This is a genomic window from Chitinophaga pollutisoli, assembly GCF_038396755.1.
Taxonomy (GTDB): domain Bacteria; phylum Bacteroidota; class Bacteroidia; order Chitinophagales; family Chitinophagaceae; genus Chitinophaga; species Chitinophaga pollutisoli.
Genome location: NZ_CP149822.1, coordinates 5,109,802 through 5,124,985 on the forward strand (window position 1 = coordinate 5,109,802; position 15,184 = coordinate 5,124,985).

The following is a 15,184-nucleotide window of genomic DNA, read 5'->3' on the forward strand; positions in this document are numbered from 1 at the left end:
TGCTATAGCGCAAACGCCACGTACTGGTCGCCGGAAGGGCTGCCGATCTTACCGCCACCGCAGGCGATCACTACGTATTGTTTTCCGTTTACCTGGTAAACCGCGGGCGTTGCATATCCCGCCGCCGGCAACCGGGCTTCCCACAACATTTTGCCGGTTTTTTTATCGAACGCCCGGATTTTATCATCCTGGCTGGAGGCGACGAAGATTAATCCGCCTTTCGTGACTACAGGGCCGCCGTATACCTGCGTGCCGGTTGCGGGAATTCCCCGCCGCCGCAGCGCCTCGAACTCACCCAGCGGCACTTTCCACAGCAACTTGCCTGTATTCAGATCCACCGCGTTCAAAGTGCCCCAGGGCGGCTTGATGCCGGGGTAGCCGTTTTTGTCCAGGAAGCGGTTGTAACCGGTCATAACGTAGGGATCGGTGATCGTTTCGCTCACCGGTTCTTTGGATACTGCAGTTATTTTGCTGTTTCCTTCTAATTTCAGAAGGAACGCCAGCAGGGAGCTTTTTTCGGATGCGGGAATGTGCTGGAAGGAAGGCATCATATTTCGCCCGTTATCGATCATCCCGCGAAGCTGGTCTGCATTGTACCGCTGGCCGATGTCCTGCAGGGAAGGGAACGCGGAGCCGTTGCCTTTTAGTTCGGGGCCATGGCAGGAAAGGCAATGCCGGTTGTAGGCTTGCCGCCCTTTCGCATGGATGCTGCTTAGCCCTTCCGCCGGCGGCACATCGATCATCGTGAGGGACCAGGGCAGCTCGGTGCTGTTGACGTATAATATAGCGCTTTCAGGGTCCACCGCCGCACCGCCCCATTCGCCGCCGCCGTCGAATCCGGGGAATATCCAGGAGCCTTCTTTGGAGGGCGGTGTAAACATTTCGCTGAAACGGATCGTTTTGAACCGCTCGGACATTTCCAGGCGCGCTTCGGGAGAAATATCGGTGAGGTCGGCCTCCGTGAAGGTTTGCCGCGCGAAGGGTTCGGGCAGGGTGGGGAAGGGTTGCGTGGGCCAGGGTTTTTCGCCGGGCAGCGCGGCTTGCGGCACCGGGCGCTCTTCGATGGGGAAAACAGGCTGGCCTGTTGCGCGATCAAAGAGGAAGATAAAGCCGTGCTTCGTGATCTGGGCCACGGCGCTGATCCGCTGGCCTTTTTTGTGCAGGGTCACGAGGTTGGGATTCGCGGCGAGGTCGCGGTCCCAGAGGTCGTGGTGGACCGTTTGAAAATGCCAGCAGTACTTTCCTGTGGCAGCGTCGAGCGCGATGAGGCTATTGGCGAAGAGGTTGGTCCCTTCGCGCCGGGCGCCGTAAAAATCGCCGCCGATGGAGCCGGTGGGCACATACAGCATGCCGGTAGCCTCATCCAGGGCCATACCCGCCCAGTTGTTCGCGCCGCCGAGTTTTTTATATGCCTCTTTATCGGGCCATGTGTCGTAACCGGTTTCGCCGGGATGGGGGATGGTATGGAAGATCCATTGGCGTTTGCCTGTATGCACATCAAATGCGCGGATATGCCCCGGCGCCGCATCCGCCGATTCGGCTACACGGCCGCCCATGATCAGCAGATTTTTGTAAATGATGCCCGGTGTGGTGGCGGCGATGTAGGGATGGAAGTTCTTTTCCCGGTCGAGCCCTTCCGCCAAATCGATATGTCCGTTATCTCCAAAGGTGCGGATGGGTTTGCCGTCATTCGCGTTGATGGCCCAGGTATGGGCGCCGGCGCTGTAAAAGATGCGGACGTCCCTGCCGTCGGGGCTTTCCCAGTATGCCACGCCACGGCTGACTTTAAAGAACCGGGAAGGGTCTTTCCGGGACGCGGTGTCTTCATCCGCCGGGTCGAATAACCATTGCTGTTCGCCGGTGGCGGCATCCAGCGCGAACAATTTCAACGTGGGCGTGGTACCGTAAAGCACGCCGTTGATCATGACGGGGTTGCATTGGTTCTGGGTGCGGTTGGCGGTATCCCGGTCATGGCTGCTGTAAGTCCAGGCTACGCGCAACCTGGATACGTTTTCGGTATTGATTTGATCGTTGGAAGAATAACGGATGCCGTCTTTCGAGCCGGCATAGGCCGTCCAGCCGGAATAATCGCTTCTAACGTTGCCGGGAGTACGGGAATCATTGCACGCCATACTGTGCGCGGCGGCAAGCGCAAGGGCCGCCAGTAATTTTTTGTTCATGCGTCCGTTTTTTACGCCCTTGCCGGTCCAACAGTTTCGCTCCTGGCGTTTTTTCAAGATGGGAATCGCAATGAAGATAGCAAATTGTACGCGTTGCACCCGGCAGGCTTTTTCGTCTTTCTGGCAATGCAGGGGATGGGTGCGCGCAGCTTTCGCTGCTAAATAATCCATTCAAATATAGGGTTGAACAATTTTTAAAAGTCAATGCTAACAAACGAATTGTCCAAGAAGACAGGTGTATCCGAAACGTCGGCGTTGTTCCAAATTAATTGCAGGAGATTGACAAAAAAATCAGGCAATTCAAACATGAAAATAAGCGTCTGGAGAAAGCGGTGCGTGACCTGGAAAAGGGGGCTTGTTAGATTTATTCCTTATTTAACCTTATTTGTGTTCAAGAGATAAGCTATAAATATAGGGTATAAAAAAAGGGACAAATCTGCAATTTTCAGATTTATCCCTGGAGTGAACCGGATTGGATTCGAACCAATGACCTGCTGCTTAGAAGGCAGCTGCTCTATCCAGCTGAGCTACCGGTCCGGCTTCACGCAATAAATTTATTTTTATTGGGAGTGCAAATTTATATAATTTTCCGTCAATAAATCAAAATTATCCTCTGAAACAAAGTTACAGCAATGGACGTAAAGATAGAAAGCAGTTGGAAAGAAGCGCTGAAAGAAGAGTTCCAGAAGTCGTATTTCGAGCAGATCGTGATGTTCCTGAAGCATGAAAAGGCCCTGGGGAAAACCATCTACCCGGTAGGGAGTAACATCTTCAATGCGTTCGAGAAAACCCCTTTCGACCAGGTGAAAGTGGTTATCCTGGGGCAAGACCCATACCACGGCCCGGGTCAGGCGCACGGTTTGTGCTTCTCCGTGCAAAAAGGCGTGAAACCGCCGCCTTCCCTCGTGAACATATATAAAGAGATGAATAAGGACCTCGGCATCCCCATCGCCGAAACCGGCGACCTCACTCCCTGGGCCGAAAGCGGTGTGCTGCTCCTCAACGCTTTCCTCACCGTGCGCGACGGCGAGCCCGCCTCGCACAGCAAAATCGGCTGGGAATCCTTTACCGACGCCGTGATCCGCAAGATCTCCAACGAAAAGGAAGGGGTGATCTTCATGCTCTGGGGCCGCTTCGCACAGGATAAACAAGTGCTCATCGACGCCACGAAGCACCACATCCTCAAAGCCGCCCATCCTTCGCCGTTCAGCGCCGACAAAGGCTTCTTCGGTTGCCGGCATTTCTCCAAAGCCAATGAACTGCTTGTTCGCCAGGGCCTGGAGCCGGTCAACTGGCAATTATAATGATCCGGAAACCCTCCTCCACAATCCCATACATGATGAACTGGTTTAAAAATATCGCAGGACGTGTGTACGCCGTATACGGTTTGCTCCTTTTCGCGGCAACCCTGCTCATCGTCTTTATCCCTATCTGGATCTTCTCCCTCATGCCGGACCCGAGAAAAACCAGGTATTTCCTCGCCCTCGGGCGTGTCTGGATGAAGTTTTACATGCCCATGATCGGTTGCCCCGTGTACCGCAAAGGCCTCCATCACTTCGCCAAAGGCCGCCAGTATGTAGTCGTTTGCAACCACAACTCACTCATCGACGTTCCGGTGACCACGCCCGGCGTGCCCGGCGTCAATAAAACGCTCGCCAAAGCCTCCATGGCAAAGATCCCGCTGTTCGGCATGATGTACAGGATCGGTGGTATCATGGTCGACCGCAGCAGCGAAACCAGCCGCCGTGAAAGCGTCGATAAAATGAAGGAAGCGTTGGCGATGGGGATGCATATGGTCCTCTTTCCCGAAGGCACCCGCAACCGCACCGGCCAGCCGCTCAAAGAATTTTACGACGGCGCCTTTAATCTCGCAGTGGATACGCAGACGCCCATCATGCCATCATTGCTTTTTCATACGCTCAAAATCCAGGTGCCCGGGAAATTCCTCTACGCCTGGCCCCACCGCATTGATTACCATTTCCTCGAACCGATCGAAACAACCGGCCTCACGCGCGACGATGTGCCCGCGCTGAAAGAAAAAGTCTTCCGCATCATGTGGGATTACTACACCGCTCACGCCTGAGTAATCCACCAGGTATTGCCGAACGGATCGCGGAAACCCGCAGCCCGGCCGTAGTCTTTGTTTTCCGGCGCCTGCCGCGATTCGCTCCCCCGGCTGATGGCCTTATTATATATATCATCGGTATTTTCGACGAACACGAATACGCCGCCCGTTTCGGCGGGCCAGTCTTTGGTGGCGCCTCCGAACATGATGCTGCCATCGCCCAGGCGCAGTTCGGCGTGGAGGATCTGCCCTTCGTCGTTGCGGTACACACCGCTTTCCGTGGCGCCGAAAACTTCTTTCATAAAACCGAGGAATCCTTCACTGTCGTGCACCAGGAAGTACGGGCTCACGGTGCGCATGCCCGCAGGTTTGTTTGCAGTTGCCATAATAAATAAGTTTTCACCAAAGGTAGGCGCGGCGTTGCCGGGAAAATTGGAGAAATGCGACATGCATTTACTCGCGGTACTCGATGCCTTCCGGGCGGCCCAGGAAATATTCGCGGGGGAGGTAGCCGGAGAACTCACGGAAATCGTGAATGAAATGTGATTGGTCGTAATAACCGCATTCGTAAGCGAGGCCGGTCAGATTGCCGTCGTATTGTCCGTATGCATCGAGGGCGCGGTGGAAGCGGATGATGCGGGTGAAGAGTTTCGGGGAGAAGCCCGCAGCGGCTTTGAAGTTGCGCTCGAACTGGCGGGTGGATAAACTGATGGAACCGGCCAGCGCTTTAATATTAACCATCCCGTTGGCCCGGAGGATCGTTTGCACCGCCAGCTGCACCGCGCCGTTGGCGGGTTTGCGGCGGGAGAGAAGCGCGAGAAGATAATCTGATAAGATGGCTACACGCTGATGATGGAAGCGGGCGGTAATGATGCGCTCTTCCAAATCGATGCCGTCGCGGCCCATGATGCTCTGCAGGTCGGGCATGCTGTTGACGACGGAAGACGCTGAGTGGCCGAAGAACAGGGGAACGGCCGTGGGGTAGAGGTACGCGCCGAAAATGCCGAAGCTCCCGTGCGTGAGGAACCGCGAATACCGGCTGGTTTGGGCATGAAGATGAGAAAATCCCGCACCTTCCGTTCCCGATAACGGCGAAAACCGGTTCCGGTAATGGAAGATCAGCTCCGCGCATCCGTCCGCCATCGAACGATAAACATATGGGGTGTTTCCGGGCACCTCGTGCTCGAAGGCCCAGAACATCCGGACAAGCCCGGATAGCTGCGGTGGTGGCGCAAAAGTGGCGAACATTTCCTTAAAGTTAAATTATCTTTTGCAAAATATTTATAGAAGTCTGTTCATTCGATAAATAGTGAGCTAAAGTTTATCACCTTTTTAGCGAATAGTATTAGAATGTGTGAATTGAATTTGTATTTTGTCCCTCCAAATCACGTTTTACCTTTTTTACAAAGATCATGGGAAAAAAAGTCAATCATCCTTCCAGGCGGTCATTTGTCCGTAATTCCCTGGGAGCGTTAGCGGCCTTTACCATCGTTCCCCGCCACGTATTGGGTCGCGGCTATCTGGCCCCGAGCGATACGCTGACGAAGGGCGTAGTGGGCACCGGCGGCATGGGCCGCGGTCACTTCGGTTATGCAGGCACCCGCGTTGTGGCCATCTGCGATGTCGACAAAGGGCACATCCAGCAGGCCATGAACCAGCTGGGCGACAAAGGAGTGAAAACGTTTTCTGACTACCGCGAGCTGATCCAGCTGCCGGAAGTGGACATCGTTCACGTAGCCACGCCGCCGCACTGGCACGGTATTATCGCTGCCGACGCCGCCCGCGCAGGGAAGGATGTATGGTGCGAAAAACCGATGACCGCCACGATCGGGGAAGGCAAGCGCCTGGTGGAAGCCGTGCAGCAGCATGGCCGCATTTTCCGCCTCAACACCTGGTTCCGCTTCGCAGACCGATTCTACGGCATGGGCACCACCGTTCACCCCATCAAGAAACTCGTGGAAAGCGGGTTGCTCGGATGGCCGCTGAAAGTGACCGTAAGCCGCCACACCGGCTTCGACTGGAAATTCTTCTGGGTAGGTAAAACCAACCTCGAGCCCCAGGCCGTTCCCAAAGAACTGGATTACGACATGTGGCTCGGTCCCGCCCCGTATAAGCCCTATCACCCGCACCGCGTGCATAACAATTTCCGCGGTTACTGGGATTATGATGGCGGTGGCCTGGGCGACATGGGCCAGCACTACCTGGACCCCGTTCAGTACTTCCTCGGCAAGGATGATACCAGCCCCGTGAAAGTAGAGATCGACGCACCCCAGCAGCACTCCGACGCGGTGGGCACCTGGCGCAAGATCACTTATACGTACGCAGATGGCTGCCAGATCGTGCTCGACGGCGCCGGCACCGAAACAGGCGCCGCCTATATCGAAGGGCCCAATGGCAAACTGTTCCCCGGCTTCAAATCCACGATCCCTGACCTGGAAAAGAAACTGGCTGCATTCCCCGACCCGGCGCCACAGGTGACCGACTTCGTGGACGCCGTGAAGAACCGCAAGAAATTTGCGCTCAACGAAGAAAACGGCCACCGTTCCTGTACCATCGTCAACATCGGCAAAGTAGCCCTGCAACTCGGTCGTGACCTCCAGTTCGACCCCGTGAAGCAGGAATTCGTGAACGACGAAGGCGCCAACCGCCTCCTCTTCCCGGCTTTCCGCGGACCCTGGACCATCTAGCCCTTCACCTTCCAACAGCACCATGATGAAAAAAACATTCCTGATCGCAGCCTGTTGCCTCGCCCAGCTGGCGGTTTTCGCCCAGCCGAAGCAGGATAACCGGGCCGCGCATACGAAAGTGGCGGATTTGCTGCAACAGCAACCAGCCAAAGATAAAGCCGCCCTCGAAGCCAATATGAAGGCCCTCGCCGAAATGGGCGAAGAAGGCGTGCTCGGCATCGCTTCCATGATGACCGCCCCCGGCAAAGGCGACAACGCCCCCGCCGAATTCGCACTCACTGGTTACGCATTCTACGTAACCCAGCCCGGCAAAGAAAGCCTCAAAGCCGCCGCTGTCAAATCTTACGTAAAAGCACTCGGTAAAGTGCAAGATAAAGAGGTGAAGGAATTTTTCATCCGCCGCCTCGAATCCATCGGTAACGACGACGCCGTGCCCGCACTGGCGCCTTACCTGGCCGATGAGCGCCTGTCCGCCATCACCGCCCGCACCCTGGTGCAGATCAACAGCGCCGCTTCCCGCAAAGCGCTGCTCGATGCCGTAAACAAAGCCGAAGGCCGCAACAAGCAAAGCCTCGTGCTCGCCATCGGCGACGCGAAAGTGCCTGAAGCCGCCTCCGTGCTGGTGCCGCTGGCTTCCTCGCCCGACAAAATGTTGGCGAAAACCGCATTGTATGCCCTGTCTTATATCGCTTCGCCGAATTCGGCCGCAGCCATGCAAGGCTTCGCTTCCAAAACCGGTTATAAATATGATGTAACCAACGCCACTACCGCTTACCTGGCCTACATCCAGCAGCTGGCGCAAAATGGCCAGCAAGGCGAAGCCGCCCGCCTGGCTGAAAGCCTGCTCGGCAACGCGAAGGAAGTGCATGTACGCACCGCCGCACTGGCCCTACTGGACCAGGTGTATGGCGACCGTAACCTGTCCCGCCTCACCGCCGCCGCCGGCGACGCCAACGCGGAATACCGTGACGCCGCCCTCAAACTGGCCGGCAAGCGCTTGAACGCGGTGAGCGTAGCCGCATGGCTTAAAACCCTCAGCAAGGCGTCTCCCGCTTCCAAAGCAGCCATCATCGGCATGTTGGGTGAAAATAAAGTAGCCGCTGCGCTGCCTGCTGTACAACGCCTCCTGGCCGACAAGAACCCCGAAGTGCGCCTCGCCGCCATTACCGCTTCCGGCCAGATCGGTGGCGCCCAGGCCGTGCCAGCGCTCATCGAGGTGATTTCCAAGGGTAATGACGCGGATGTAGCCGCTGTGCAGTCGGTCCTCAAAACCATCAAAGGCAATGAAGTAGCCACGCAATCCGCAGCCGCCGTTGCAGGCGTGCCCGCCGGTGCGCAGGTAGCCCTGCTCGACGTGCTGGCCACCCGCAAAGCCGACGCTGCTTTTACACAGGTGTTGCCGCTCACCAAATCTAAAAATGAAGCTGTTCGCAAAGCTGCGTTCGCTTCGTTGAAAGACCTGGCCAGCCCCGCCAGCCTCGCCACCCTGCTTGATCTCCTGAACACTGCCGGTGGGCAGGACGTGAAGGGCCTGCAGGAAGCCGTGATCGCAGCCGCTTCCGGTTCCGATAACGCCGCCCAGGTAGTTGCCGCCATGAAAAGCGCTCCTGCTGACAAACGCGACCGTTACCTCAGCGTTCTCGGTGGTATCGGCGGCGCATCCTCGCTCGCCGTAGTGAAGGAAGCATTTGACAAAGGCAATGCGGAACAAAAGAAAGCGGCCGTAGCGGCGTTGAGCGCCTGGAAAGACGTTTCCGCTATGCAGCCCCTGCTCGATATCGCCCGGAAAGACGCCGGCGCGCGTACCGAAGCCCTCAAAGGCTACGTTCGCCTTGCCAAAGCCGAAACCCGCGCAGAGCAGCGCCTGCTCATGCTCATCAATGCGATGGAGCTGACCAGCGACGCCGGCCTGAAGAAATCCATCCTTGGCCAGGCGGAGCAGTGCAAAACCTTCCCCGCGCTCGTTTTCGCAGGCCAGTACCTGGATGACAAAGACGCACAGCAGGAAGCGGCGCAGGCTGTCATGAACATCGCCCTGGCGGATAAATCCTACAGCGGCGCTATCGTGAAAAATCTCCTCGAGAAAACCTCCACTGTACTGAAAGGCGGCGATGCCGGCTACCAGCGCGAGGCGATCCGTAAATATCTCTCTGAAATGCCTGCCGGTGAAGGGTTTGTGTCGATGTTCAACGGCAAAGACCTCAGCGGCTGGAAAGGCCTCGTGGCCGACCCCATCAAACGCGCCAAAATGGACGCGGCTACCCTGAAAAAAGAACAGGAGAAAGCCGATGCCAAGATGCGCGAAGGTTGGAGCGTGAAAGACGGTGTGCTGTGGTTCAACGGCCATGGCGACAACCTCTGCACCAACAAAAAATATGGTGATTTCGAAATGTTTGTGGATTGGAAGATCGAGCCGAACGGCGACGCGGGCGTTTACCTCCGCGGTACCCCGCAGGTGCAGATCTGGGATACTACCCGCCGCGATGTTGGCGCTGAAGTAGGTTCCGGTGGTTTGTACAACAACCAGAAAAATCCTTCCAAACCGCTCAAACTGGCCGATAATGCCATCAACGAGTGGAATAACTTCCGCATCATCATGAAAGGCGACCGCGTAACGGTTTACCTCAACGGCGTGGAAGTAGTGGACAACGTGATCCTGGAAAACTTCTGGGACCGCGGCCTTCCCATCTTCCCTGAAGAGCAGATCGAGCTGCAGGCGCATGGCACCAACGTATATTACAGGAACCTGTATGTACGTGAGTTCGAACGCCCGAAACCTTTCGAGCTGAGCGCTGAAGAGAGGAAAGAAGGGTACAAGATCCTGTTCGATGGCACCAACATGCACGAATGGACCGGCAACACCACGAGCTACGTGATGGAAGACGGCGCCATCGTTTGCCGCCCCGGCGGCCACGGCGGTGGTAACCTCTACACCAAAAACGAATACGGCGACTTCGTGTACCGTTTCGAGTTCCAGCTGACGCCCGGCGCCAACAACGGCCTGGGTATCCGCGCCCCCCTCACCGGCGACGCCGCTTACCAGGGCATGGAGCTCCAGATACTGGATAACGAAGCCGATATCTACAAGAACCTCCAGGTGTACCAGTACCATGGTTCCGTATACGGCGTAATCGCCGCCAAACGCGGCTTCCTGAAGCCCGTTGGCGAGTGGAACTACGAGCAGGTGACCGTTAAAGGCACCCGTATCACCGTGGAACTTAACGGTACGGTGATCCTCGACGGTGATATCGCCGACGCCCGCGACAATGGCACCCTCGACAAGAAAGATCACCCCGGTCTGAAAAGGACCAGCGGTCATATCGGGTTTCTGGGTCACGGATCTGTGGTGAAATTCCGCAACATCCGTATCAAGGACCTGACTGCCGGCGCGCCCAAAGCAGAAGGCAAGAAGAAAAAGAAATAGCCGGTTGCCGCAAAGGCATCGCAAGATATGGGACCGCCTTCGGGCGGTCCCTTTTTTGTGTCAAAATTCCTCGGAAAAGGACCGCGCACCGTGGCGGGTTATCCACATTTTAGGGACGGAAAGTAACTTTATCCACGCCTGTAAACTTTGTGCGGTATGGCACGTTATAGGATGTATAAAATGTGATAATTCGCAAGCTTAACCCTTAAAGTTTAACCTAAAATGAAAACAGTAACCATTATTGGCGGAATAACAGGCGTGATCCTGGCGGTTCTTGCCTACTTCTCGGAAATAAACAGCTGGATGCGGACCGAAACGGCCATGGCGCTGGGGTTTGCGGGATACGTCCTGATAATCACAGCCATAGCGTATTTTTTACTGTCATGGCTCTACCAGGGCTCCAGGGATATAGAAATACTGTAAAGAAAAATAGACGCTCCTGGCGTCTATTTTTTTAGTTTGCCGGCGAAGGCCTTTTTGAATTTTTCCAGTTTTGGTTTCACCACGTAGTAGCAATACGGCTGCGATCCGTTCTCGTTATAATAGTTCTGGTGATAGTTTTCGGCTTTGAAAAACGCCGAATAAGGGGAGATTTCCGTGACAATCGGTTTGTCGTACGCTCCCGATTCTTCCACTTTCTTCTTGTAAAACTCCGCTTCCCGCTGCTGTTCGGCATCATGATAGAAGATTACTGAGCGGTATTGGGTACCTACGTCGTTCCCCTGGCGGTTCAGCTGGGTAGGGTCGTGGCTGAGGAAGAACGCTTCCAGCAGCTGGGCGAATGTAATTTTGGCCGGATCGTAGGTGATCTGGACCACTTCCGCGTGCCCGGTATTGCCGGTGCAAACCTCTTCGTACGTCGGATTGGGCTTTTCGCCGCCGGAATACCCCGATTCCACCGTCAATACCCCTTCCAGCTGCTGGAACTGGGCTTCGGTGCACCAGAAGCACCCCGTGCCGAAGGTAGCCTGTGCCGTCTTTTGGTCTTTCGAAATAGTCATGTCTCCAGGTTCTTGGTTTTTTTGAGCCGTCTGCCTGCCGCAGGATGCCAGGCTGGTGCCGAGCAACGACAGTACAAACAAGCTATGTTTCAGTAAGTTCATTTTGAAGTATTGTCTTCAAATTAACGATATCAACGGCGGATTGGATCAACAAGTTAAGTAACTTTAACATTCTTTTGAAAACCGACGGTTGATGAACGGCATTTGTCATTCGTTGCCGGTTGTTGATCAATCAGTTTTCAGCATTTCCCGAGGATAGGCCACCTTTGCGGAACGAAAAAAGGAAGGCTGCCCTGGGCCGGCGCCATGATTAAAAATTGACAGACAAGTGAAATTATTTCCGGATTCGGCGCTATACCAGCTCGAATTTGACAAGGTAAAGTTATTGCTGCAGGAACATTGCAAGACGGAATTGGGCAAAACGATGGCCGCCGAATTGCGCCTGCATACGCATATCGATTTTGTGAGGACGGCGCTGCAACAGGCGCATGAATACAAACAGCTGGTGCTTTTGCAGCAGCATTTCCCGAACGATTACATCCTCAACCTGAAAAAGGAGCTCCGCCTCCTTGAAATCCAGGGGGCTGTGCTCACGGGAGAGCAGTTTATGCTCATCCGCAAGCTGACGGAAAGCATGGGCAGCATTTTCAGGTTCTTTGATAACGACAGGAGAGTTACCTATTCCGCCTTGTACGGCGTCATCGAGCGAACGCATTACGAAAAAAAGATCGTAACGATGATCGACGAGGTGCTGGACGAAGCGGGACAGTTATTGGATAACGCCACGCCGGAGCTGGCGAAAATCCGCATGTCGCTCTACCGGAAACGGATGGAGCTGCGGCGGGTATTCGACCGGATACTGGGCAAGCTCCAGAAACAGGGTTACCTGGCCGACATCGAGGAGAGCTTCCTCAACGGGCGCCGGGTAGTGGCCATTTTCGCAGAGCAGAAGCGCATGGTGAAGGGGATTTTGCACGGTGAGTCGGACACACGGAAAACGGCCTTCCTCGAACCGGAGGAAACCATCCAGCTCAACAACGAGGTGTTTTCCCTCGAAAGGGAGGAGGAGAAAGAGGTGTACCGCATCCTGCGGACCCTCACGTCCAACCTGGCCAAACACCACGACCTGCTCACCGGCTACCACGATATCCTGGGGATATTTGATTTCATCCGGGCCAAAGCCCGCCTGGCGCTGGATATCAACGGGAATTATCCCATGCTGGTGCCCCATGCACAGGTGCACCTGGTGGAAGCATACCACCCCTTGCTGTTGCTGTACAACCGCAAGCAGGGCAAGCCCACCATACCCGTGAACATGACGCTGGACAAGGATAACCACATCCTCGTGATTTCCGGGCCCAATGCAGGCGGTAAGACTGTGACGCTCAAAACCGTAGGGCTGATCCAGCTCATGTTGCAGGCGGGGCTCCTGGTGCCCGTGCACCCCACGAGCCAGCTCGGCATCTTCCGGCAGGTGATGATCCACATCGGCGATACCCAGAGTCTGGAGTTCGAGCTGTCGACCTACAGCTCCCATCTCAAAAACATGAAGCATTTCATGGAAAGCGCCAACGGGAGAACCCTCTTCTTCATCGATGAACTGGGCTCCGGTTCCGATCCCAACCTGGGAGGCGCTTTCGCCGAAGTGATCATGGAAGAACTGGCCCGCAAGCATGCTTTCGGGATCGTTACCACCCACTACCTCAACCTAAAGGTCATGGCCGGCAAGGTGAAAGGTATCGTAAACGCCGCCATGGGCTTCGACGAGGAAAAGCTCGCGCCCCTCTACCGGCTCATCATCGGCAAACCCGGCAGCTCCTACACCTTCTCCATCGCCCAGCGCATCGGGCTCGACCAGAGCCTCATCAACCGCGCCAGGAAACTTGTGGACGACGGCCACTTCCGGCTCGATAAGCTCCTCAACAAAGCCGAGCAGGATATGCAGAAAGTGGAAAGCAAGGAAAAAGAACTGCAGAAGCTGCTGAAAGAAAACGAGAAACTCAAGAAAGAATACGAATTGCTGTCGGACAAGGAAAGAAAACAGCATGAATATACCCTCCAGAAACTCCAGAATAAGATCCGGGAAGAGGAGATCCAGTATCTGAAAGACATGGAGCGCAAGCTCAAGCAGATCGTGATCGAATGGAAACGGACCGACGATAAACAGAAAGTGATCCGCCAGGCCGAAGAGCTGCTCTTCCATAAACGCTCCAAAGCCATCAACGAAAAGATACAGAAGAAGGTGGACAACAAGTTCCAGGAGATCAAAGGAGAAGTGAAGGTAGGCGACAAGGTGAAGATCCGGACCAACAACCAGGTGGGCAAAGTGCTCGAATTGCGGTCGAAAGCCGCCGTGGTGCAGGTCGGGAACATCCCTATCCAGGTGAAGCTGGCCGATCTCGTGCTCGTCCAGGAACGCCAGCAGGTGGAATAGCCGTATCTTTACAGACTGGAATTATGCTTATTGAAACCGTCTGGCACGGGAGAGATGACCTTTAAAAACACGACCCATGCAACTGACCAAGTACAACCATATACCCCTGGTGAGCGTACAGGATTCCCCTCTGGCAGAGGAAGGATCGCAATTTATTATTCACCTGGCTAACTTAAAGGAAATCGACTGGGAAGGGATTGCCTCGCCCCACCGGCACGATGGCTACACCGTGGATTTACTGCTCAAAGGGAGTGTGACGCAATACATTGATTTCGAAAAACATACCATACATGCGCCTGCGCTGATCATGCTGGAGCCGGATCAGATCCACCAGCACGACCGGAGCGCCGATGCCGAAGTGCTTGCCATGTACTTCACCCGCGATTTTCTTATTACAGAAACGCTGGGGGTTTTGAGTTGCTGGCAATGCACGTTTAAAGACAGCATCCTTCACCTGGAAGAACACCAGTTGCAGGAGCTTTTGTCGTTCGCCCGCATCCTCCTGCACGAGTACCGCAGCGACCGGCCCCGTAAGGAAGCCATCATTCGAAACGTGCTGTCTGCCTTCATCATCGCCTGCGGCCGCATTGCGCGCCCCGGCAGGGAAGAATACCGGACGGAGCACTACGGCGGCAATGCGCTGGGCGTACAGTTCAAGATCCTGGTGGATGAACATTTCCGGGACAAGGTGCAGGTGAGCGAATATGCGGAAATGCTGCATGTAACGCCGGGGCATCTAAACGATACGGTAAAAAACACCATCGGGCGGAGCGCCAAGCAGGTGATAGACGCCAAGCGGATCATGGAAGCCAAGCGGCTCCTGTTCTGGCAGAAGCATTCCGTCAAACAGATAGCGGGCGAGTTGAACTTCGACGACGACGCCTACTTTTCCAGATTCTTCAAAAAGCACACGGGACAAACCCCCGCGCTTTTTCAAAAAAGCATCCGCGAAAAGTACAATTAATCCCGTGATATGGAATGTACACGCGAATGAGACTTTTTATAGATTTGCAGTGTCAATTGCAACGCATCAATTCTTACGATCATGAAAGTTAAGTAACCTAACTGTAACAACATCCGAAGGCACATGGACAGCAACTTGTGCCGAAACCCTGATCGTTACAGCTTTACTGCGGCCCAGGCAGTATGTAGTCTCCTTTTTTCACACCATGTTTTGAATAGCCAGGCACGTCCATGCCTGAATGTTCTGTAATGTCTATTGCTTTTTACATAAAAAGAGCAATGCTTATGCCGCGTGCATAAGGCCGGACGATATTGAAACAATTATTGGCGAACAAAAAAACATCTGAAATACAGCATACCAAGGCATGGGTCTGTTAACGGTAACATGTTCAACACGGGCCTGCCTTGCCGGTTAAACCGGACTCACGTT

Annotated in this window: 11 protein-coding genes and 1 tRNA gene; 7 read left to right on the top strand and 5 right to left on the bottom strand. The window is 54.9% G+C overall.

All coding sequences use genetic code 11. The annotated features are described in order from the left end of the window. Positions 1–2: 2 nt before the first annotated feature. A complete protein-coding gene (locus WJU16_RS21740; RefSeq protein WP_341835505.1) occupies positions 3–2,180 on the bottom strand; it encodes a PQQ-binding-like beta-propeller repeat protein in 2,178 nt (725 codons plus the stop codon). 463 nt (positions 2,181–2,643) lie between these two features. Then, positions 2,644–2,717, bottom strand: a tRNA-Arg gene (locus tag WJU16_RS21745). A 95-nt stretch (positions 2,718–2,812) separates the two neighbouring features. On the opposite strand from WJU16_RS21745, the gene ung reads away from it, so the two are divergent. Together ung and WJU16_RS21755 are read left to right on the top strand one after the other, a co-directional pair. Continuing rightward, positions 2,813–3,484, top strand: a complete 672-nt coding sequence (ung, locus tag WJU16_RS21750) for a uracil-DNA glycosylase (protein ID WP_341835506.1) — start codon at positions 2,813–2,815, stop codon at positions 3,482–3,484. 32 nt (positions 3,485–3,516) lie between these two features. Then, the gene (locus WJU16_RS21755) at positions 3,517–4,263 is read left to right on the top strand and encodes a lysophospholipid acyltransferase family protein (protein ID WP_341835507.1); all 747 of its coding nucleotides are present in this window, start codon (positions 3,517–3,519) and stop codon (positions 4,261–4,263) included. On the opposite strand, the gene WJU16_RS21760 is transcribed toward WJU16_RS21755, so the two are convergent. Both WJU16_RS21760 and WJU16_RS21765 read right to left on the bottom strand, forming a co-directional pair. Next, a complete protein-coding gene (locus WJU16_RS21760) occupies positions 4,254–4,631 on the bottom strand; it encodes a VOC family protein (RefSeq protein ID WP_341835508.1) in 378 nt (125 codons plus the stop codon). The two genes, WJU16_RS21755 and WJU16_RS21760, sit on opposite strands and share 10 nt — an antisense overlap. 67 nt (positions 4,632–4,698) lie before the next feature. Then, positions 4,699–5,493: a helix-turn-helix domain-containing protein gene (locus WJU16_RS21765; protein WP_341835509.1), complete on the bottom strand. Its 795-nt coding sequence runs from the start codon at positions 5,491–5,493 to the stop codon at positions 4,699–4,701. A gap of 164 nt (positions 5,494–5,657) precedes the next feature. Here WJU16_RS21765 and WJU16_RS21770 point away from each other — a divergent pair, with 164 nt between their 5' ends. The 3 genes from WJU16_RS21770 (at position 5,658) to WJU16_RS21780 (ending at position 10,779) form a co-directional block, all read left to right on the top strand. After that, positions 5,658–6,932: a Gfo/Idh/MocA family oxidoreductase gene (locus WJU16_RS21770; protein WP_341835510.1), complete on the top strand. Its 1,275-nt coding sequence runs from the start codon at positions 5,658–5,660 to the stop codon at positions 6,930–6,932. Between the two features lie 22 nt (positions 6,933–6,954). Then, positions 6,955–10,356, top strand: coding sequence for a DUF1080 domain-containing protein (locus WJU16_RS21775; RefSeq protein WP_341835511.1), 3,402 nt, complete (start codon positions 6,955–6,957; stop codon positions 10,354–10,356). A gap of 222 nt (positions 10,357–10,578) precedes the next feature. Then, positions 10,579–10,779, top strand: coding sequence for a hypothetical protein (locus WJU16_RS21780; protein WP_341835512.1), 201 nt, complete (start codon positions 10,579–10,581; stop codon positions 10,777–10,779). Between the two features lie 23 nt (positions 10,780–10,802). Here the strand turns inward: WJU16_RS21780 and msrA are convergent, their stop codons facing one another. Next, complete coding sequence (gene msrA / locus WJU16_RS21785) at positions 10,803–11,357, bottom strand: peptide-methionine (S)-S-oxide reductase MsrA (protein WP_341835513.1); 555 nt, start codon at positions 11,355–11,357, stop codon at positions 10,803–10,805. Positions 11,358–11,685: 328 nt separating this feature from the next. On the opposite strand from msrA, the gene WJU16_RS21790 reads away from it, so the two are divergent. Continuing rightward, the gene (locus tag WJU16_RS21790) at positions 11,686–13,791 is read left to right on the top strand and encodes an endonuclease MutS2 (RefSeq protein ID WP_341835514.1); all 2,106 of its coding nucleotides are present in this window, start codon (positions 11,686–11,688) and stop codon (positions 13,789–13,791) included. 76 nt (positions 13,792–13,867) lie between these two features. Beyond that, entirely contained in the window at positions 13,868–14,755 is an 888-nt protein-coding gene (locus WJU16_RS21795; protein WP_341835515.1) for a helix-turn-helix domain-containing protein, read from the top strand. The last annotated feature ends 429 nt before the right edge of the window (positions 14,756–15,184 follow it).